The sequence below is a fragment of the Trinickia sp. genome, assembly GCF_051961175.1.
Lineage (GTDB): Bacteria > Pseudomonadota > Gammaproteobacteria > Burkholderiales > Burkholderiaceae > Trinickia.
This window is the reverse complement of the sequence record NZ_JBQCDN010000122.1, coordinates 1-20,405: the sequence shown is the minus strand read 5'-3', so window position 1 is coordinate 20,405 and position 20,405 is coordinate 1. Positions and strand designations below refer to the sequence as shown.

The 20,405-nt window shown below is 64.4% G+C and carries 21 protein-coding genes and 1 pseudogene; 12 read left to right on the top strand and 10 right to left on the bottom strand.

All coding sequences use genetic code 11. The features are described from left to right. Both ACTHL0_RS06890 and ACTHL0_RS06885 read left to right on the top strand, forming a co-directional pair. A pseudogene (locus ACTHL0_RS06890) lies at positions 1 to 527 on the top strand (hypothetical protein); the annotation flags it as partial. Positions 528 to 620: 93 nt separating this feature from the next. After that, positions 621 to 1,838 carry a hypothetical protein gene (locus ACTHL0_RS06885; RefSeq protein WP_440565905.1) on the top strand — a complete coding sequence of 406 codons (1,218 nt, stop codon included), beginning with the start codon at positions 621 to 623 and terminating at the stop codon, positions 1,836 to 1,838. A gap of 226 nt (positions 1,839 to 2,064) precedes the next feature. Here the strand turns inward: ACTHL0_RS06885 and sctC are convergent, their stop codons facing one another. The 10 genes from sctC to ACTHL0_RS06835 all read right to left on the bottom strand — a co-directional run bounded on the left by sctC (position 2,065) and on the right by ACTHL0_RS06835 (position 11,547). After that, the gene (gene sctC / locus ACTHL0_RS06880; protein ID WP_440565903.1) at positions 2,065 to 3,981 is read right to left on the bottom strand and encodes a type III secretion system outer membrane ring subunit SctC; all 1,917 of its coding nucleotides are present in this window, start codon (positions 3,979 to 3,981) and stop codon (positions 2,065 to 2,067) included. A 70-nt stretch (positions 3,982 to 4,051) separates the two neighbouring features. After that, the gene (locus ACTHL0_RS06875; protein ID WP_440565901.1) at positions 4,052 to 5,500 is read right to left on the bottom strand and encodes a helix-turn-helix domain-containing protein; all 1,449 of its coding nucleotides are present in this window, start codon (positions 5,498 to 5,500) and stop codon (positions 4,052 to 4,054) included. Positions 5,501 to 5,701: 201 nt separating this feature from the next. Then, complete coding sequence (gene sctT / locus ACTHL0_RS06870; protein WP_440565900.1) at positions 5,702 to 6,523, bottom strand: type III secretion system export apparatus subunit SctT; 822 nt, start codon at positions 6,521 to 6,523, stop codon at positions 5,702 to 5,704. Beyond that, a complete protein-coding gene (locus tag ACTHL0_RS06865; RefSeq protein ID WP_440565898.1) occupies positions 6,516 to 7,019 on the bottom strand; it encodes a hypothetical protein in 504 nt (167 codons plus the stop codon). Before ACTHL0_RS06865 ends, sctT begins: the two co-directional genes overlap by 8 nt. A 61-nt stretch (positions 7,020 to 7,080) precedes the next feature. Further along, entirely contained in the window at positions 7,081 to 8,403 is a 1,323-nt protein-coding gene (locus tag ACTHL0_RS06860) for a FliI/YscN family ATPase (protein ID WP_440565897.1), read from the bottom strand. 1 nt (position 8,404) lies between these two features. Then, complete coding sequence (sctL, locus tag ACTHL0_RS06855; RefSeq protein WP_440565896.1) at positions 8,405 to 9,115, bottom strand: type III secretion system stator protein SctL; 711 nt, start codon at positions 9,113 to 9,115, stop codon at positions 8,405 to 8,407. Further along, positions 9,100 to 9,843 carry a type III secretion protein HrpB4 gene (locus ACTHL0_RS06850; RefSeq protein ID WP_440565894.1) on the bottom strand — a complete coding sequence of 248 codons (744 nt, stop codon included), beginning with the start codon at positions 9,841 to 9,843 and terminating at the stop codon, positions 9,100 to 9,102. The genes sctL and ACTHL0_RS06850 overlap by 16 nt, the downstream gene beginning before the upstream one ends. After that, positions 9,840 to 10,637, bottom strand: coding sequence for a type III secretion system inner membrane ring lipoprotein SctJ (gene sctJ, locus ACTHL0_RS06845; protein WP_440565893.1), 798 nt, complete (start codon positions 10,635 to 10,637; stop codon positions 9,840 to 9,842). Before sctJ ends, ACTHL0_RS06850 begins: the two co-directional genes overlap by 4 nt. A 12-nt stretch (positions 10,638 to 10,649) precedes the next feature. After that, positions 10,650 to 11,057 carry a hypothetical protein gene (locus ACTHL0_RS06840; RefSeq protein WP_440565892.1) on the bottom strand — a complete coding sequence of 136 codons (408 nt, stop codon included), beginning with the start codon at positions 11,055 to 11,057 and terminating at the stop codon, positions 10,650 to 10,652. Between the two features lie 10 nt (positions 11,058 to 11,067). Beyond that, the gene (locus tag ACTHL0_RS06835) at positions 11,068 to 11,547 is read right to left on the bottom strand and encodes an HrpB1 family type III secretion system apparatus protein (RefSeq protein ID WP_440565891.1); all 480 of its coding nucleotides are present in this window, start codon (positions 11,545 to 11,547) and stop codon (positions 11,068 to 11,070) included. A gap of 329 nt (positions 11,548 to 11,876) precedes the next feature. Here ACTHL0_RS06835 and sctU point away from each other — a divergent pair, with 329 nt between their 5' ends. The 10 genes from sctU (at position 11,877) to ACTHL0_RS06785 (ending at position 20,386) form a co-directional block, all read left to right on the top strand. Beyond that, positions 11,877 to 12,992, top strand: a complete 1,116-nt coding sequence (sctU, locus tag ACTHL0_RS06830; RefSeq protein WP_440565890.1) for a type III secretion system export apparatus subunit SctU — start codon at positions 11,877 to 11,879, stop codon at positions 12,990 to 12,992. Next, positions 12,989 to 15,049, top strand: coding sequence for a type III secretion system export apparatus subunit SctV (gene sctV, locus ACTHL0_RS06825; protein WP_440565889.1), 2,061 nt, complete (start codon positions 12,989 to 12,991; stop codon positions 15,047 to 15,049). The genes sctU and sctV overlap by 4 nt, the downstream gene beginning before the upstream one ends. A 15-nt stretch (positions 15,050 to 15,064) precedes the next feature. Next, positions 15,065 to 15,814 (top strand): type III secretion system protein SctP, encoded by a 750-nt coding sequence (gene sctP / locus ACTHL0_RS06820; protein ID WP_440565887.1) that lies wholly within the window; start codon positions 15,065 to 15,067, stop codon positions 15,812 to 15,814. Between the two features lie 44 nt (positions 15,815 to 15,858). Next, complete coding sequence (gene sctQ, locus ACTHL0_RS06815) at positions 15,859 to 16,932, top strand: type III secretion system cytoplasmic ring protein SctQ (protein ID WP_440565886.1); 1,074 nt, start codon at positions 15,859 to 15,861, stop codon at positions 16,930 to 16,932. After that, positions 16,916 to 17,563 carry a type III secretion system export apparatus subunit SctR gene (sctR, locus tag ACTHL0_RS06810; protein ID WP_440565885.1) on the top strand — a complete coding sequence of 216 codons (648 nt, stop codon included), beginning with the start codon at positions 16,916 to 16,918 and terminating at the stop codon, positions 17,561 to 17,563. Before sctQ ends, sctR begins: the two co-directional genes overlap by 17 nt. Positions 17,564 to 17,580: 17 nt before the next feature. Next, positions 17,581 to 17,841 carry a type III secretion system export apparatus subunit SctS gene (gene sctS / locus ACTHL0_RS06805; protein ID WP_440565884.1) on the top strand — a complete coding sequence of 87 codons (261 nt, stop codon included), beginning with the start codon at positions 17,581 to 17,583 and terminating at the stop codon, positions 17,839 to 17,841. Further along, entirely contained in the window at positions 17,838 to 18,602 is a 765-nt protein-coding gene (locus ACTHL0_RS06800) for a hypothetical protein (RefSeq protein ID WP_440565883.1), read from the top strand. Before sctS ends, ACTHL0_RS06800 begins: the two co-directional genes overlap by 4 nt. 43 nt (positions 18,603 to 18,645) lie before the next feature. Then, the gene (gene hrpD5 / locus ACTHL0_RS06795; RefSeq protein WP_440565882.1) at positions 18,646 to 19,704 is read left to right on the top strand and encodes an HrpD5 family protein; all 1,059 of its coding nucleotides are present in this window, start codon (positions 18,646 to 18,648) and stop codon (positions 19,702 to 19,704) included. 18 nt (positions 19,705 to 19,722) lie between these two features. Continuing rightward, the gene (locus tag ACTHL0_RS06790) at positions 19,723 to 19,965 is read left to right on the top strand and encodes a hypothetical protein (protein WP_440565881.1); all 243 of its coding nucleotides are present in this window, start codon (positions 19,723 to 19,725) and stop codon (positions 19,963 to 19,965) included. A gap of 214 nt (positions 19,966 to 20,179) precedes the next feature. Further along, complete coding sequence (locus ACTHL0_RS06785; RefSeq protein ID WP_440565156.1) at positions 20,180 to 20,386, top strand: hypothetical protein; 207 nt, start codon at positions 20,180 to 20,182, stop codon at positions 20,384 to 20,386. Positions 20,387 to 20,405 lie beyond the last annotated feature (19 nt).

Below are 20,405 nucleotides of genomic sequence, written 5' to 3'. Positions count from 1 at the left end.
TCCTGTCGATGCTGCAGCAGCTCGAATCGCAGAATAGCCAAGCCGGCGGCGGCCAAAGCAACAACGAGCAGATCATGCAAGTGCTCGGCCAGATCCTCGATATGCTGAAGCAAATGATCGAAGGCGGCGGCGGCGCAGGTGGCGCAGGTGGCGGCGGCGCGCCGGATGCCGGCGGCGGTGCTCCGGGCGCGGGCGGCGGTGCTCCGGGCGCGGGTGGCGGTGCTCCGGGCGCGGGTGGCGGCGCCCCGGGCGCGGGCGGCCCCTCGGATGCCGGCGACCCCACCGGCGCCGGTGCCCCGGACGGCGCAGCCAATGGCAACCAACCGCCGTCGATCGAATCGATGCTCGCCGAGATCACGCAGATGCTGCAACAACTGCAATCGCAAGGCAGCCAAGGCGGCGGCGGCAGCGGAACCGGCAACGGTGGCGGCCAAACGCAGAACGAACTGCAAATGCTCGGCGAAATCATGCAAATTCTGCAAAAGATCATGGAGCAGCAGAAGGCGTCGGGCGCCAGCGGCATCTAATCACGAACGATCTCCAGCGATTCTCAAGCGAACGTAGCCGGCGCCATGCGCCGGCTCTTTCGATTTGGATCCACACTCTTCCAAGGAATATCCATGGGACTCTTTTCATCGATCAAACACGGCTTCGAGCACCTCGGGCATGACATCGCGCATGTCGCGAAGGATGTCGGCCACGGCCTCGAAACCGCGGGCAAGGACATTGCCAAAGTGGGTGAAGGCGTCGTCAAGGGCGTCGAGCAAGTCGGCAAAACATTGGCCAAGGACGTCGGAAGCCTCGCGCAGCATACGATCGCAGCCACCGACGATCTCATCCACGGCCATATGAAAGCAGCCTTGAATCAGGCAATGGAGGCCACGCAAGATCTGGCCAAGACCGCCACCGACGTTGTCACGTCGGGCCAGCAAGCTACTGTCGATTCGCTCGCGCACATGCATTTGAGCAAGAAGATGGACAAGGCGATGGCCAAGGCCGAGAAGGGCTACGATGCACTCGGCAAAGATGTCGGAAAGAGCGTCAGCCAAGTCTGCTCCGATGTCGTCAACGGCACCGCAGGCGCGATCAAGGACACCGTCCAAGCCGGCAAGGATGCCGTGCACGGCCATTGGGGCGCCGCACTCGGCGATCTCGGCAAAGCAGGTATGGACGCGGCCACGGTCGCATCAGACCTCACCCCCGAAGGCGCGATGGCCGCTGTCGGCACTAACATGCTCGCCAACGCGCACATCGGCAGCCAGCAGCTCGACGCGGCAATCGGCGGCGCGCTGCACGGCAACGTCGCACAAACCGTCAAGGGCGTCGTCAAGAACGTCTCCGAGATGGAAGTGAGCAACGAAGCGCAAGACAAGCTCGGCTCGCTCGCGTCGAAGGTCCTGCCCGAAGGCGGATCCGGTTCCGGTTCGTCCTATGCCGAAGTGGCCGCCGGGGCCGCGATCGGCATGGCCGGCAGCGGCGGATTTTCGGGCGGATCGAAGCGTTCGGGTAGCTCATTCGAAGGCGGTGCCGGCCACGCGGGTGGATCGTCGAAGATGAAGTTCAGCGAAAAGCTGAGCGCCATGACGGGCCGCGGCGGCAGTAAGGGCCGTACGGCGGAAGGCGAACAGGCGCACGCGGGCAAGTCGGAAGACAAGAAGGCCAAGGAAGACAAAAAGGCCGACAACGCGCAGAACTCGTCCAACAATGCGGCCAACCAAGCGGGCGGCGACAACGGGCAGGCCGAGCAAGAGCTGATGCTCGAGATGTTCATGCTGCAAGCGGGGATGCACCGACCAGACGGTGCCAAAAGGCGTCGCGCCATGCTGACGGGCGATTGACGAGCGTTGCGTGAGCGGTGATCCCGTTCGCTTTACTTTCGTGAAAGGGGACCGGCTCGCAAGGCCGGTCCTTTTTTGCGTTCGCACCACCGGTCGAACAAAAACGGTAAGTCGTTCAGTCGGCCCGATGTGTTGATGCTTTGGCGAAGCCCTTGATGAGCAGCATCGTGCGCGGCTCAAGTGCGGCAGAACTCGGTTTATCCGCAAGTGGCCCCGTACGTCCACACTACCTCGTCGGCATCCCCAACGGTTCGGGCGCCTGGCAGGCGTCGCACGGAACGGCATCCTCGGCCGAAGCCGAAACGATCCGCGGCGTCAGAAGGAACAAGCGCTGGAACTTCTGGCCTTGATGATGCTTGAAGCGGAACAAGCCACCGATGACAGGAATCTTCGACAACACCGGAACACCCGATTCGCTGCGATCGTCCTGATCAACTGTGTAGCCGGCGATGAGCAGGCTCTGTCCTTGATTGATCAATGCCTGCGTATCGATGGTGCTCTTGCTGACGACGGGCAAGCTACCGACGTTCGAACTCGTTAGATTGCCGTCCTCGATGTGCACGTCCAGACGGATCTCGGGCCTACCCTGATCCGACACGATGCTCGGCAACACCCGCAGCGCGACGCCGGCCGATACGCTGTACAAGCTGCCCGATTCGAAGCCCTGAACCGGCACGTAGAACGTCTGCTTGTTGTCCATCACCGCTTCCATGTTGTCGAGCGTCGCGACTTTCGGGCTCGCGGTGATACGTGCATTGTCGGTCTGCTCGAGCGCGCTGATGCGGCTCAGCAGATAGCGGCCCGTGCCGCCGATCACGGCCGTCAGCACCCCGCCGACCGGCGTGGCCGCCACGGCGGCACCGGCCGCACCCGCCGCCGAGGAGGACAGCGAGCCGATCGTGCCGTTGCCGCCCGTTGCGGGGAAGCCCTGCGGATTCACCGAATCGGGAAAACCCGCTTGCGTGTTCTGACCGTTGCCGGTTTCGATATCGAAGTGGCTCGAATGCAGTCGCCAATCGACGCCCAACTCTTTCAAGCCCGTCTCGGTGATCTCGATGATGCTCGCATCGATTTCGAGGACGCCCGGTCTGCGATCGAGCGAGGTAATGAGTTTCTCGAGCGCCGGCATCGTCTCGGCGCGAGCGCGGACGAGAATCGCATTGTTGCGTGCATCGGCTCGAATGATCGGCTCGTCGGAATGCGCGCCGCTCGAGGAGGAATCGGCACCGAGGCCGCCCATATCGTTGGGCAGCGGCGCCATCTGCGCGCCCGCATTCGTCTCGCCGCCGTGCATGCTGGTGGGCAGCGGCGGATTGATGTTCGGACGAGCAGAGCCGTTGCCGCCGAACATATTGGGCAGCGGCGGAAACGAACGATCGCCTGCCGCCGCAGTGGGGTTGCCGCCGATGCCGCCGATATCGTGCATGCGATAGGCGTCGTCTCCGGGCACGGGTGCCCCATCCGCCGCACGTGAACCCGGGCTGTCGGGATAGAGGCTGCGCAACGTCGAAGCCACGCCCGGCACAACCACGGGCTGTCCATTGATCATCAACGAGCGATCCGTCGCCCACGCATAGTGAAGACGGAACGAGCGCACCTCGGGGGCATCGCCACGCGCGACGTCATGGTCGATCAGATGGGCGACGTCCGTCACGAGTTCGACGAGCCGCGGCGGCCCTGACACCACAGCGGTGCGCATCCGGTCGTCGTAAAGCACGGGAAAGCGCGGATCGGTGACACCGAGCCGCGACAACGCGCCTCGCAGGTCTTCCGTCGTCGCATGGGTGAGGCCGATCGTCGCGCTGCGCGCCTCGTTCGGACCCGATACGCGCAGCACGGAGCCGTCGTAGTACCAGATGAAGCCGAACGAATCGGACAAGCGATCGAGAAAGCGCTGTGGCGTTTCATCGAAGCGGCCGGTCACGACGCCGTCCACTTGCGGCGAGATCCAAGTCATGACGTTCTCGCTCGCGCCGAGGTCGCGCAAAACCTCTTTGATGTCTTTATGATCGGCAACGTATTGGAAGTGATTCGACTTCCACGGAATCGGCTTCGCGTCCGCATCGGGGCTTGCGGGTCCGGTACCGATCAAGATCGCGAAGGCGAGCGCATTCAGGCGCCGCAGGCGTCGTGGCAATTTCATAAGGTTTATGCTCCAGGCGAGACGGGCAATACGGCGAGGCGGGCGATAGGGCAATGCGGATGGTTGGCCATCAACGCGAGTGCGCCACGATCGTCTCGGAAGGCGATTCGTTGAAGTGCCTACGGTAGCCCTTCGCCAGCGTGGAGCGGCTTTTGAGGCCCCACTTCGCGGCCGTGTCGTAGATCGACGGCGCGGGGCCGTTCTCGTCGAGCAACGCCTCGCGAATGCCTTCGAGGCGCAGCGATCGAATCAAGCCGCACGGCGTCACGCCGAGTGCGCGCTTGAACACGAGTTGAATCGTCCGCATCGTCACGTTCATTTCCGCCGCGACTTCACGCGTGGTCAAATCTTCGCGATCGATGTTTTCGATGATGTATCGATAGGCACGCCGATACTTGGCCGGCAAGCGTGCCGCGACATCGTCGTTGACCGTGCCCGCTTGCGCGCGCGGACGTGTCGGTCCCGCGCTGCGCACCGAAGCGGTTTCGTTGCGCAGGCAGCGCAGCGCTTCGGTCGTGTATTGCGAGTAAAACTTCAATGCCTTGACGAGATCGCCGCGGTACACCGAGATCTTCGCCATGCAGTAGAGATAGTCGAAATCGCGGTGCGGTTGCTCAACGGCCGTCGGCAAGCGGTTCATCATGTCCACCGCGAATTCGTCTAGACCACCCGCCAGCGCGGCCAGTGCGATGTCCAGACAGCCACGGAACACGTGTTGAGGATTCGACGCGCCGCGCTCCAAGCGCGCGAACATGGCCGAGGCCGGTGTGCCGCAGTCGCCATCGGCAAGACGCTCGATGGACAGGAGATCCTCGATACGCAACGACAGCAACGCGGGGCGAACCGCCACGACACACGCCGGTTCGAGACGCGTGCGTCCGCCCGCCGTCAGTGAAATCGACGTCAGCGCCGATTGCCAGAATGCGTTGTCGTCCAGGGCACGCGAGGCGCGAATCTTCAAGCGAACCTCGAACTCTTGCGCGAGCAGATCGATGACCAGACGGTAGCGGGGCTCGTCGATTGCATCGGCCAATTCCGCCGCTTCGAAAAGTGCGTCATCGGCAGCTTGTTGCTGCGCGAGCTGGTGATGCGAGAGCGCCATGCCGAGATACGCTTCGATGCGTTGTTCGACGTGCGCTTGGGCCTCGGACGCCACGCGTGCGAAGCTGCGCTGAGCCACGCCCAAGCGGCCGCGCAGCAGCGAAAGCCATCCCGTGTTGCGGCACGACTGCACGCGCAGTTGATCGTCGTTCTTCCACACCATTTTTTGCGCGCGGCGATAGTAGTCTTCGGCCTCTTCGTCATTACCCTGCACGAGCGAGACATCGGCCAGCGCCGTCAACTCTTCGTTGCTGCGCGTACGTGCTTGAGAATGAACGCGTTCGCTCAGATCCGCCGCATCGTCCACAGCGCAATAGGCGCGCGTGAAATCGCCATCGAGAATCGCTGTGCAGTAGCGGGGGAGACTGTTGCGAAACTTCAACCCGGACAACATCGCCAAATAGACCGTGGGATACATAGCTCGACACTCGCTGTGTGCGCCCGACTTCTTCACGGCTGTTCGGGCTGGGGCCGCGCATCGGCGTCAACCGCGAATCGTTCCGCGTGGGTGCCGTGCTGATGAAGATAGTAGCCAGCCCCGTCGCGCGCAGTTTCAACAATCTCAGAAGATTCCACAACAATTCTCATTCGGCCAAATCAATCGGTAGCACAAGAATATTCAATGCCCCGGCGCGGCCAGTGCGGCAGCCTCGTGCGTGAACGCCTCCAAGTGCAGCGAACCCAACACCTGCTGCGAGAAAACCCCGATGAGAAAGATCAACATCAGCAAGCCAATCGCACCACGCATCGGCTGACTCAGCGAAGAAGGCTCGAGCTTTTCAGCCGCGCGCGCGAGAATCCCGATCGAGAGGTCGACCAAGAGCAATGCGAGCATGACGGGCGTACCTAGCTTCACGGTGGCCGCCATGACCGAATCGGTTGTCGAGATGATGAAGCTTTGCGCGACATCGGCCATCGACGGCGTCAACGAAACGAGCGGCCACCATTTGAACGATTCGAACATCGCGCCGAGCAGGAAGGTCATGCCGCCGCCCACGTAGAACAATGCGACGGACATCTGCAGCAGCGTGTTCGAAATCGGCGTGCTTTGATCGCCGCGTAACGGGTTGTTCATCTGCACGCTGTTGTAGCCGGCCAAGTCGTCGATCAGCGTCCCGACGCACTGAGCAATAAAGAACACCGTCGATGCCGCATAGCCGAGCACGGCACCGAGAAACATTTCCTTGAGCGAAATCATCAGCAATTGCGCCGAATTCACACTCTCGAAATAATGCGCGGGTTGCGCCGCCGCGACGAAGAAGGCCAGCACGTAGATGATGCCGTTGCGGGCGGTGCCGGGCAGCATGTCGCCGCTAGTCGGCGGAAAGATCTGGAAGGCTACCGCGATGCGCGCCGCGCTGAGCGCGAGCGTTAGGAAGAAGCCCTGATATTCAAAGAACACATCGGCCAACGCGCGGCCGAAATTCAATCCATCAGGCATTTTTGGTTCCTCGATACATGCGGGCCGCGGCTGTTTCGCCCGCTTCTTCGTCGTTACGTTCTTCCACCCGCCGCTCGGCGGCCGCGATGACGCGTTTCAATTGATCGCGCGCCGCCTCGAGCGATGCGTCGGCACGACGCACGGCCACGCCGAGTTGTTCGACCGCTTGCTGCTGAGCCTCGGCCGCATCGATCGCGCGGCGCACGGCATTGCGCGCTTCATCGACCGCCTCAGCCAGCGGCGCGCGATAGCGGTCGTAATCGAGGTAGGCCGTGGGGGACAGTCCATCCGAACTGGTCAACAACTCGTCGATGCGTGATTCATGCGCGAGCCGCCGCGATTGCGCAGCTTCCAGCCCTTCCTCAGCTTGTGCCACAGCATCGAGCAGCGCCGCATGCTCGCGCCGCGCATCGGCCAGCTCGGCTTCGAGACGTTCCTTCGCACGCGCTTTGGCGGCCACCACCATCTTCCAAACGTGTTGGGCGGCGCGACTCATGACGGGCTATTTGTAAAGGGTTATCGGAAATCGATCGTCGACTATCGACATCGACGATCGGCTAGGCTTGACCGAAACCGCACAGCAGATCGCGCGTCTCGTTCAAATCGGCCAACTCATCGGTACGCTGGCGCACGAATCCTTCGATATCCTCGTTCATCGCGATCGCTTCGTCGGCCAGCGGATCGGAACCGCTCTTGTACTCGCCGATCTGCAGCAGCATCTCGATCTCGTCGTACTTCGCCATCAAGCGGCGCACACGTCCCGCCCCCGCACAATGCTCGGGCGATGCGATTTGCGGCATCACACGGCTCAAGCTGCCGAGGACGTCGATGGCCGGATAGCGGTTGCGCGCCGCGATCTTGCGCGACAAGATCAAGTGGCCGTCGAGAATGCCTCGCACTTCCTCGCTCACGGGATCGCCGCCCTCTTCGTCGTCGGCCAGGACGGTATAGAGTGCAGTGATCGAGCCCTCGCGCCCCATCCCCGCGCGTTCGAGCAAGCGAGGCAATTCGGCGAAGACGGAAGGAGGAAAGCCGCGCCGGGTCGGCGGCTCGCCGGCCGACAAACCGATCTCGCGCTGCGCGCGGGCGAAGCGTGTCAGCGAATCCATCATCAGCAAGACGCGCTGCCCGCGATCGCGAAAATACTCGGCGATGGCCGTGCCCACATGGGCCGCCTTCGCGCGTTCGATCGACGAACGATCGGACGTCGCACACACGACGACGCTGCGCGCCATGCCGTGCTCGCCCAGAATCAATTCGATGAATTCGCGCACTTCGCGGCCGCGCTCGCCGATCAGCACGATCACATTGACGTCGCACTCGGTCCCGCGCGCGAGCATCCCGAGCAGCGTACTCTTACCGACGCCCGCCGGCGCGAAGATGCCCATCCGCTGGCCTTCGCCGAGCGCCATCAAGCCGTCGATGACACGCACGCCCGTCCCGAGCTGCGTCTCGATCATGCGGCGTTCGAGCGGATCCGGTGCCGGCGCGAACACGGGCACGCGCGCTTCGGCTTCGACCGGCCCCAAGCCGTCCGAGGGCTCGCCCAGCCCGTCGAGCACACGCCCGAGCAGGCCCGGGCCCACGGGCACCGAGAGCGGCTCGCCGCTTCCCGTCACACGCGTGCTGCGCGAGATGCCGGTCATGCTGCCGAACGGCGCGAGCAGCACGTATTGCCGCGCGATGCCGACGACTTCGGCGCGCTGCATCAACGTCCCATCCGCGCGCCACAGCTCGCACAGCTCGCCGAGCTGGGCGTCGAGGCCGCTGACCTTGATCAACGTGCCGACCGCTTCCAACACCTTCCCGTAACGCTCGAGCGAAGCGCTCTCGCCGAGCGCCGTCTCCAGGTAATCGGCTACACGAACGATCGTGCTCATATCAATATCCTTCAACGCCGACATCGGACGTGCCGGCCGCCGCCGCCCCGTTCGCCAGCGCTCGCTGCAAGCCCGCGAGCTGCGCGCGCAGATTCGATTCGACCACGCCGTAATCCCACTCGCACACGCAGGTGCCTTCGTCGGCTTCGTCATCGACAATCACTTCGATGTTGAGCGGCGGTGCGGCATCGCGCACGAGTTCGCCGAACAGGCGCTTCGCCCGCTCCGCATCGCCGGGCGCAACGGTCACGGTCAAATTCGCGGCATCGTCGATCGACTTCGACACGGCCTGCATCACGCGGCGCATCAATGCATCTCGATCCGCTTCGGCCACGACCTGTTCGACCGCGCGCATCACGAGGCGCGCGAGCCGATCGGACGACGCTTGCAGTTCGTCATGTTCGTCGCGCGCAAGCGCGAGAAAGCGCTCATGCGCTTCGGCGACCGCCCGCCGATGGCCCGCCGCATAGCCGAGCCGCGCGCTGTTGTCGAACTTGCGCTTGGCGGCCGCAACAAATGCGTCGGCTTCTCGGCGCGCGACTTCGACGAGTTCTCTCGCCCGCTCGGTCGCGGCTTGCATCGTGGCTTGCACGACTTCATCGAGTGCGCCGAGCGCATCACTCAATTCGACCACGCGCGCCACGTCCCCCGCGCGTACGATGTCGGCATCGACGGCGAGCACCTTCGGCTGCGTTTTCAACCAAATAGCCATTGAAACTCCGGGAACAAATCGCCTGCCATGGAAAAAAAGCGGCTCGTCTGGCTGGTGCCCGCACCCGCGGGCCCGCCCGCTTGCGGCCTGGCGCCGACGCGCGGCGCATCAGCCACATCAACGGCCTCAGCCGCCTCGGGTCGACTTCCGTGAGCAAGCCGAATCCGGTGCCACGCTTGCTCGCCGGCAAGGGAGGCCAGCCCCAACTCGACGATATTGCCCAGCGTGGCGTTGCGACACGCGCCCTCGTCGGCCATCATTCGCCAGCCGCACTGCGCGAGCGCATCGGCGCTGAGATCGTCGGGCAGCGGTTCGCCGAACGCGGTGGCCGCCGGTTGATCCTGCATGCTCTCGAGCGTCTGCTCCCCAAGCGCCAGTGCGAGCGCGCGCCGCCGGTCGCGGTCGATGCAGCGGCGAATGCTGTCCTGGCAGGGCAGCAGCGCCAGCGCCGCAAGTACGCGACGCAACTCCCGCGGCGCGAGGATCGCGATCCGGTTGCCGGGCCGCAAGAAGGCATCGAGCGGAACGGGCGTCGCGAACCACACGCGGCGGGCGGCTGCGACGCGTATCGTCAGCGCGCGCGCATCCGGCGCTGTGTCTTGCGCCCGACCGTCCGTTTCGCGTGTTTCGCCCGCGTGCGGTGCGTCCGCCAGCGCCGTCGCCAGCCCGAGCACGCGCGCTTCGAAGCCGCACAGCATACGAATCAGCGGATGGTCGGCATGACTCATGATGCGGCCGCACGCTTAGGCGCCTTCACTTTGATGCGTTTGATCCAACGAGCCGGCGCGCTGTTCTTCAGCGCCTGCGGCGCGAGCACGAAACCGAGCCCGACCGCGCCCGCGAGTACGCCCACCAGCGCCGCCACGGCAAACCACACCGTCGATGCGCCGCCGGCCAAGCCGGAAGGCGCCGCGGCGTTGGCCTGCTGCGGCTCGGCGGCTTGCACGAGCGTCACGCTGACATTGTCGTAAGCGAGCCCTTCGACACTATGCACGACCAGATTCTTGATGCTCGGCACCAGCGCTTGAACGTCAGTACCCGGCCGATACTTGATGAACACGGCAGCCGACGACGGCTTCACGACAGTCGACAGCGGATCGTTGTTCGGCAAGACGATCTGCACTTGCGCGAACGCCACACCGTCCACGCGCGACAACGTTTCGGACAGCTGCTGCGATACGCCGTAGATAAAACGCACGCGCTCTTCGGTCGGCGTGGAGATCAGCCCGTCCTTCTTGAACAACTCGCCGAGCGACGTGTATTTCTGATGCGGCAATCCGTGTGCTCGAAGCACTTCCATCGAACGCGCGAAGGCATCGTCCTCAACCGATACGGTCCAGGTCTTGCCGCTGTCGGGCGAAGACTTGCTCGCATCGATGCCGGCCTCGATCAACACGCGCATCAGATCGTTGGCATCCTGCTCCGATAGCTGCGCATACAACTGTTTGCTACATCCGGCGAGCAATGCGCTGCCGATTACAGCAATCGCGATCACGCGCAATAAAGTCGGAAATCGGCGCATCGCGCTCTCCCGTCATTGATTCTTCATCAGTGTCTGCACGGTGCTCTTGCCGCCTTGCGCGACGGCCGTGCCCGTATAGATCTTCACCATTTGCTCGGTGATCTCACGCTGGATCTGCAGCGATTGCGCTTCCACCTGCTGCAGCGACATGTTCCCGCTCGACGCCTCGAAGGCATCGATCTTCTGGGTCAAGGCGCCGAATGCCTCGTCCTGCGTCGCCACGGCCTGCGAGATCGTGGACGGTCCTTGAATCCGTCCGCTCTCCTCGGGGGTCATGCGCGCTTGCGCGAGCGCCTCCCGAAAACGCTCACCGAGGCCGCCAGGCGCTTGCGTGCCTTGCGCCGGACCTGCCACGCCGCCCGCGGATTCGGTAGGCAGGATCGAGGACGGCGGTGCGATAGGGGCGATTGCCGAAGTCATAACGGCCTCCTTATGCGCGCATGTAGCTGAACGACATGGCTTGCTTGAGCAGTTCGGCCGCGTCGGATTTGGCCGAGGTATCGCTCGCGTCGGCCTTCTCCGTCTGCTCGCGCTTGCCCATCAGCAGGTTCATCAGCCCGACCGATTCGGCATCCTCATCGCGCGTCAGCACTTGGTTCGCGTAGATGCGCCAGCTCGTATCACCGAGCGACGACATGCACACCGCCAGCAGTGCCGTCACGTAGGGCCCGAACGGGGGCTGCAACTCGCGGCCTTCCAGTTGCCGCAGCAGTTGCGCCGCGTCGGCCATGCGATTGCGGCGGATCAAGAGCCATGCGTCGTACGCATTGAGCTCGACGAAGTTGGGGCGCATCACGTGCAGCGCCGCGAGCAGGCGGTCCGCTTCGTCCAGGTGGCCTTTGCGCGCGGCCCAAGTCAACAGCTCGACCAGAGCCGACACCATGCGGTTGCTGCATGTCGTGAGATTCATCGTTACGCCTCGCGAAGTTCGAATTCGTCAATCGGGATGGACGGCAGCCGTGCCGCCGAAATCGGGACCACCCCGTCCGGGGCTCTCTCGCCGATGGCCGTAACGTATCCGCCCTCGCCCAGTCGCCCGCCCGGCAGCGGCGAATTCCGTGGGCCGCCAGCGAACCGCTCGCCCTCGCCAGCCGCCGCCCGGCCCCGCCGCGCATCGCTTCGCCGCGGATTTCGCCGGCCGACGCGCCGTTTCGTCGCTTGGCCCTGCGCCCATGCGCGGCTCGCGCGAGACTCGCGGCCAACCTATCCCATCCATGCGTCCAGACGGAGCCCGCGCCGATGTCCGACGAAAAAACCGAAGAGCCATCAGACAAAAAGCTCCGGGACGCCCGCCGCGACGGCGAGACCGTCAAGAGCCCCGATCTGTCGTTCTCCCTGCTGCTGATCGCCGCCTCGCTGGGCCTCTCGCTCGCGGGGCCCGCCATGGGCGAGCATCTGCGCGCGCTCATGACCATCGCGCTCGACGTGCATGCCACCGGCGAGACGGATGTGGATCTGCGCCGGGCCATGGGGCGCATCGGCATGCAGGCGCTGCTGTTGTCGATCCCGGTGCTCGTGGCCGTCGTGGCCGCCATCGTGTCGGTCGCCGCGCAAGTCGGTTTCGTCATCTCGTTCAAGCCGCTCGAGCCGAAGTTCAACGCGATCAACCCGGCCTCGGGCCTGAAGCGGATGTTTTCGATGCGCTCGTTCATCGATCTCGCGAAGATGATCATCAAGGCGGCCGTGCTCGCGGCGGCGCTGTACAAAACGATGCTGGCGCTGGTCCCGTTGATCGTCGGCGTCGCCTACGAGCCCGTGCCCGATCTGATCGAGCTCTCCTGGTCCGCCCTGTGCCGCCTGTTCGCCGTGAGCGGCGTGCTCTATCTCGTGCTCGGCGTGGCCGACTACGGTGTTCAGAAGTGGCTGTTCATTCGCGATCACCGCATGAGCAAGGATGAAGTCAAGCGCGAGCACAAGGACGCCGAAGGCGATCCGCACCTGAAAGGCAAGCGCAAGCAGGTGGCCAAGGAGATCGTCGAAGGCAATCCCGAGAAGGCCGTGTCCGGTGCGCAAGCGGTGATCGTGAACCCGACTCACTATGCCGTCGCGGTGCGCTACATGCCCGACGAATACGACCTGCCCCGCATCGTCGCCAAGGGCGTCGACGCCGATGCGCTCGAGATCCGGCGCATGGCCGAGCGTAACGGCGTGCCGATCGTCGGCAATCCGCCGCTCGCCCGCGCGCTCTATCTCGTGCCGACCGGCGACGCTATTCCCGAAGCGTGCTTCAAAGCCGTCGCTGCCGTGCTCGCGTGGGTGGAAGACATGGCCGCCGCGCAGCGCGGCGAAGAGCCCGGCCTGACGAAACCGACCGCGAACGCCCCCGTTCAACCCCATCGAGGCCTACCGTCATGAGCAAAAGCGCCACTATGTCGAGCGCGTCGCAATACACAGGAGAAATCGCGATCGCCGGCGTCATCGTCGCCGTCGTCGCGCTGATGATCCTGCCGCTGCCCACCTTCCTGATCGACACGCTGCTCGGCGTGAACATCACGACCAGCGTCGTGCTGCTGATGGTCACGATGTACATCCCGAAAGCCACGTCGCTCTCGGCCTTTCCATCGCTGCTGCTGTTCACGACGCTGTTTCGCCTCTCGCTGAACATCGCTTCGACGAAGTCGATTCTGCTGAATGCCGAGGCCGGGCACATCATCGACAGCTTCGGTGAACTCGTCGTCGGCGGCAACCTCGTGGTCGGTCTGGTCGTCTTTCTCATCATCACGACGGTCCAGTTCATCGTCATCGCAAAGGGATCGGAGCGCGTGGCCGAAGTGGGCGCACGTTTCACCCTCGACGGCATGCCCGGCAAGCAGATGAGCATCGACGCCGATGTGCGCGCGGGCAACCTGACCGCCGAGCAGGCGCAAAAACGCCGCGCGCTGCTGGCCATCGAGAGCCAGCTTCACGGCGGCATGGACGGGGCCATGAAGTTCGTCAAGGGCGATGCAATCGCGGGCCTCGTCATTACGATGGTCAACATCCTCGCCGGCATCGTCATCGGCGTGACCTATCACGGCATGTCGGCCGGCGAAGCGGCGAATCGCTTTTCCGTGTTGTCGATCGGCGATGCGATGGTCTCGCAGATTCCGTCGCTGCTCATTTCGGTCGCGGCCGGTGTGCTCATCACGCGTGTGGCCGACGAAGACAGCAAGCCGCGCTCGCTGGGTACCGAAATCCTCGAACAGCTTTCGGGCAATTCACGCGCCCTGTTCAGCGCTGCCGCACTGCTGTGCGGCTTCGCACTCGTCCCCGGCTTTCCCTGGATGCTGTTCCTTGTGCTCGCGGCCGGGCTGACCGTCGCCGCCATTTCGCTGAGCCGCAAGCAGCGCAAGGCCAACGCACCGGCCGGCCCGGAACTGCCGGCCTTGTCACGCGAAGGCTCGAAGGAAACCGCACCGACGATTTCGACGAAAGCGCCCACGTTCGCCGTGCCGCTCGCGATTCGTCTCTCCCCCGCTCTGGCGAAGCTGATCGATTCGTCGAAACTCGATGACGCCTTCGAACAAGGACGCCGCGCGTTGACCGCAGATCTCGGCTTGCCGTTTCCGCGCACGGCGCTGTGGGTGGCCGACGAATTGGAGGCCCACACGTATCAGCTGCTCGTGCAGGATGTGCCCTCGGTGCCGGTCGACCTGCCGCCGGGCCTGTCCGTGCTTCGCGATGTCCCCGACGCGTTGCGCGCGCAATTCGAGGAACGGCGCGACATCGCCGGACTCCCACATAGCTATTGGCTCGACACCGCGAGCGTGCCGGCCGAATTGAGCAAGCAGATCGTCAGCCGCGAAGCGTTGATCGCCGGCCATGCCATCGCGCAACTGGGCTCGGAAGCCAAGCTTTTCATCGGCCTGCAAGAAACGCAATGGCTGCTCGAACGTGCCGGCACCGAATATCCGGGCCTCGTGGCCGAAGTGCAGAAGGCGTTGCCGGCGCAACGGATCGCCGAGGTGCTGCGCCGGATGCTCGAAGAGCACGTGCCTATCCGCAACATGCGGGCGATTCTCGAAAGCCTCGTGATTTGGGGGCCCAAGGAAAAAGACCTGCTGATGGTGACCGAGTATGTCCGCGGCGATCTCGGCCGCTTCATCGCCCACCGGGCGACGGGGGGCTCGGGCGAATTGCCAGCCATCGTGCTCGATCCGGAAGTCGAGCAGACGATTCGTCAAGCGATCAAGCCGACACCCGCCGGCAACTTCCTCGCGCTCGAGCCCGCCACGGTCGATACGCTGCTCGGCAATCTCGAAGGGATCTGCGGCACGGATCCGGTCAAGCATCTGGCCGTCATCGCGGCGATGGACATCCGCCGTTACGTGCGGCGCATGATCGAGCAGCGCCTGCCTTGGCTGCCCGTCTATTCGTTCCAAGAACTCGGATCGGACGCGCATCTCACGCCGGTCGGCCGCCTCACGCTCTAACCGGTAGGAGCCGCCATGACCGATCGCGTCCGCCATCCTCAAGATGTCCGCATCGTGCCGAGTACGACACCGGCATCCCCCTCGACGCTGCGCACATCGTCGAATGCCACGGCCGTGCAGATCTTTCGTCTGCTGGCCAGCCAGGCAGGGGCGGGGCCTTTGCCTCCGCTCGCCGCGCCAGGAGACGACCACCCGGGTAACCCGCACGACGAGGGCGGCGACAGCGACGGCTCCGACACCGGTGGCTCGGCATCCGACACGACGGTGCCGGAGCCGGCGCGTGCGGAATCGCCGCCGCCCCCGGCCATCGCCCCGCCGCACAGCGAACCGTCGCATGAAGCATCGGCGCCCCCCACGGTGGCCGGCACGCGTACCCTCTCGCGCCGCGAGGCACGAGCGCCCGAAGCGCCCGCGGGACCCGCCGCACCCGAGCAAGACGCCGCGCTCGGCAAACAGATCGTGCACGCGTGCGCGGTCGCTGCGCACGGCGAATTGTTCACCCGCGAACTGGCCGAGCGCATCGCGCGATTCTGTTCGACTTCGGGCGCCTCGGGCGACGCCTCGTGGGCCGTGACGTTGCCGATGAACCCCGCCGTCCTGCCCGACACCCTGCTTCATCTACAACTTTCGCCGTCGTCCATTGGTATTCGCTTCGAAACGCCGAATCCGCGCTCGACGCAATTAATCTCAGACAACGCCGACGCCTTGCGCATGCGGCTCGCCGATGCCCTCGGTCGTCATATCGACCTCGACATCGGTGCGTAACCGATCGCCAGCCGCCACCCTTGCATCAGGAATTGAACCAGACCATGAACGACGCCGCGTCGACTTCACTCGAAGGCAAGCTGCCGCACTACCCCGAGTCGCTCGCACGGCTCACGCGCGCGTTGGCCCTTCGTCAGTCGACGAATCCGGCGGCGGCGCATGAGCTGCGGCTACGCGGCATCGCCCCTCGCGCATTCGAACAGCCGCTGACGCTGACGCTCGATAGCCCACACGGCGACATCGCCATCGTGCTCGACGCCGCCGAACATGCCGCGCTCCAAAGCATTGCGCTCGATAGCGAACCGAAGCGCGCGAGCGCCCTCGCCGGCATGTTCCTCGCCGATAGCCTGGCGCGCTTCGATACCGGCGACGGCGCACTACCGTCGGTCAAATCGATCGCACTCGGCGCGCATACGAGCGACGTCTCGGGGCTGCATCTCACGCTCGGCGTCGGCGGCATGCACACGAAGCTTGCCGTGGGCGAACTGCCCGACGCGCTCGCCGCCGAATTCGAACGCGCGTGGACGCGGCCTTCGCCGTCGATGCCGATCCCGCTCGACGCCGTGAACGACATCGCCGTCCCCGTCGCCATCCGCCTGCGCAGCCGCCTGTGCTCGCTCGCGACGCTCGCCTCGCTGAACCGCCATGACGTCCTGCTCGGCTGGCAACCCGGCCTGCCGTTCGTCGAAGGCGGCGCGATCGAACACGCTTCGCTGCGCATCGGCGCCCCACGCGGACGCCAATTGCGCGCCGGCGTGCGCGTCGATGCCCACACCGTAACCCTGGAGACCTCTGTGACTCTCGCCACTGCCGCTCAACCCGACGACTTCGATCCGCTCGCCGGCGCATCGAGCGATCCCGCTACCGAACCGCTCGTCCCCGTCTCCTCCATCGATCTGCCCGTGCACGTCGAACTGTTCAGCGTGAACCTGAGCCTCGCGCAGATCGGCTCGCTGGAGCCTGGCTACGTACTCGATCTGCCGTTGCCGCTGGCCGATGCCGCGGTACGGCTCGTCTCGTACGGCCAGACGGTGGCATTCGGCAAGCTCGTCGCCGTCGGCGAAAACTTGGGCGTTCAAATTCAGCGTATGGCAGCTAGCGATGAACGGCAATCTTGACGTCGCCTCGCTGCTCGTTGCGCTGTTCGCGTTCGGCTTGCTGCCGTTCGCGGCGATGGTCGTCACCTCCTACACGAAGATCGTCGTCGTGCTCGGCCTGTTGCGCAACGCGCTCGGCGTGCAACAGGTCCCGCCCAGCACCGTCCTCAACGGTATCGCGATGATCGTGAGCTGCTTCATCATGGCGCCCGTCGGCATGGAAGCCATGCATCGCGCGCAGCTCTCGAGCGAGCAAACGGCGACGAGCCAGGTGATGCCGATCTTCGACGCCGCGCGCGAACCGTTTCGCCAATTCCTGATCAAGCACACGGACGCGCGCGAGAAGGCGTTCTTCATCCGGTCGGCTCAGCAGATCTGGCCGGCGGACAAGGCCGCGAGCCTGAAGCCCGACGATCTGATCGTGCTGGCCCCGGCCTTTACGCTGACCGAGCTGACCTCCGCTTTCAAGATCGGCTTTCTGCTCTATCTGGCGTTCGTCGTCATCGATCTGATCGTGGCGAACATCCTGATGGCGCTCGGGCTCTCGCAGGTCACGCCGACCAACGTGGCGATCCCGTTCAAGCTGCTGCTGTTCGTGTCGATGGACGGCTGGTCGACGCTGATACACGGCCTCATTTCGACCTACAAGTAACGGAAAAAGGAGCGACGATGGATGCCGACGCAATCACTCGTTTGACGACGGACGCGCTGACACTGTGCCTGCTCGTGTCACTGCCGGCCGTGGCCGTGGCGGCGATCGCCGGGCTCGCGATCGCGTTCTTGCAGGCGGTCACGTCGCTGCAAGATGCGACGATCTCGCACGGCTTCAAATTCCTGATCGTCACGGTCGTCATCATCGTGGCCGCGCCGTGGGGCGCATCGGCCGTCCTCCATTTCGCGCAGTCGGTCATGCGCAGCGTGTTCCCATGAGCCTGCGCCTGCCCACCATCGGCCCGAGTTCGGTGCCGGTCAACGACGGCCCGTCGTCGCAGAACGCTCAAGGCCCGCTCGGGCCGCACGGCCATCATCCTCACCATCACCCGGTACATCACGCTCAAAAGCGTGCCCGATCGGGCGCGAAGCGCAAACGCGGCTCCGACTCCGCGGACGGATCCGACGAATCGGCCGCCAGCGAAGAATTGCAGATGATGCTGAACGAGCATCTGCAAAAGCAGAACGAGTTCGTCATGCGTGTCGCCGAGCGCAATCCCGGCGATCGCGGTGGATCCAGCAGCGATGGACGCGACCCCAGAGACAACGACGATGGCGCGGTCTCGCGCCCGGCTAAGCGCCTTTCCTCCGGCAAACGCTTCTTGCGCGGCACGGACGGGGCCGTCGACACCCATGAGGCACACGCAGCCGCCGAATCCGCGCTGCTTCATGCGCGCGAGGCGCAAGCCGAAGCCAATCGAAAAACGAGTTCGACGTATTTGGTGCTGGCCGCCATGCGCGACTTCCTCTCGGTGCCGAGTGCCACGGCGCATAGCGAGGCGACGCTCGCGGAGGTACGGAAACGGCTGATCGAGGCCGTGGAAACGCCGACGAAACGCGCGCCGGCACAACAGGAGTCGATCAATCTACTACTACCGTTGAACCTGATCAGCCTCAAGCTTCCGCGCACCGATGCGCAGCGCGCGCTCGCGGTCGCCAAGATCAACTCGCTTCTCGACCGCCGCCGGTCGGACGTTTGAATCCGTGCGCGTGACGCGCAACGCAACGACAAGGAGTTCGCTCATGACCAAGGAAATTCGTCTTCTGACAGGGCGCCACGCAGGGGCTCGCATAAAGTTGAATCCAACGCAGATGCGCATCGGCAACGATGACGAAGCGGAGATCCAGATCAGCGACTGGGATCAACCCACGATGCTGCTGAGCCAGCACGACGACGGAAGCCTCACGATCGCCGATGCCGCCCACCACGGCGAGCCCATCGCGCTCGAAGACTTCAAGCCGCACCGATTCGGCGACGTCGTGCTTTGCGCCGGCGAGACCGACGCGCAATGGCCGACCGACATCGATCTGCTCCAGTCGCTGCTGGTGCCCGCTCCGATACAGGAAGCGGCCGTGGAAGTGGAGGCGGAAGCGGCCCCGGAACTGGGCTTGACCTCCGACGCCGACGAGGAAACGATGCACGGTGCGGCAACGCTGCCGGCCGCGCCGAAGCATCGCCGCGGTGCGCACGTGGCAGGCGTCGTCGCGGTTGCGGTGCTCGCGGTGGGTAGTGCCGGCATCGCCCTGCCCGCGGTCTTGCATCCGCACCTGGGCGTGGCGCCGCACGGCATCGTCGTCCCGCAGCCGACGGTCGATCAGTTGCAGCGGGCGCTGGGCCGGTTGCACGAAGCCGACGTGACGGTCACGCCGGAAGGCGGGCGCTTCGACGTCATCGGCGTGGTGCCGGACAGTGCGAGCGAAACGCTCGTGCGCACGGCACTCGAGACGATCGCGCCGGGCCGGATCGTGTGGCGGCTGGGCTGCGTGGATCAGATTACGCGGGACTTGCAGGAATCGCTGCACGATCCGGCGTTGAAGGTGAGTTACCTGGGCAACCGAGAATTCGGTGTATCGGGGATCGCGAAGGATACGAGCGCCGTGCAAGCGACGCTGATGCAAATGAGCGCCGACCTGCAGCCGATGGTCAAGCAAGTGGCGCAGCAGTTCACGCCGGACGATCGCATGGCGATGCCGAGCGCGGTGGAGTCGCTGCTGGCGGTCGACGATCTGCAATACGTCGAGGGCGGTGACGGCACGAAGCAATTCATCGATTCACGCGCAGTTGCGCAAAAACTGAACTGAACTGAACTGAGGACGATCATGTACGACACCCTGACCACCGAAATGATCGACGCGATCGACAGCGTGAAGACGTTGGCCGACCAGCCCCCGAAGCAACGCCAAAAGCTCGGCGAAGCGGCGCTCGGGCTCGACCGCCTCGCGACCGAGATCGCATCGCAAGCGGTCAAGCTGACCGATCCGATGCTGCGGCAGTCGGCGACGACGGTAGCCGACGGGCTGACCGCAGCTGCGCAGTTGTGCCGCTCGACGATCGACGCGTAGAGACGAATCGTTGTAAGTCTCGAAAGGGGCCTCTCCTTCGAGGCGGCATTGAATCGCAGTACCGCAAGCACGAAGCATCTCCAGCAGTACGCAGCAGTAGCGCATCGCCCCGTACGCAAGTACGAACTCGCCGTATCCGTGTCCTTTTCCTTTAGGCCACGGCAAACCACTCGCCCAGCAATGGGTTCATTCTTGATGATCAGGAGTACTGAAAATGGCACTGAATACGTCTGCTTTCTCGACCGGCGCAACAGTTGGCTCGAACGCTTCGACGATCGCTGAAATGTCGGCTAGCACGGCCAGCTCGATCGCTCTGCAAGACGCCGCCACGCAAATGGAAAACGCGCTCAACAACGACGCAGCCAAGGATCAGCTCGAAGAAGCCGGTCCGAAGAACGCAAAGAGCCTGACGCAAGGTTAAGCGTTATTCGGGTGCGTCT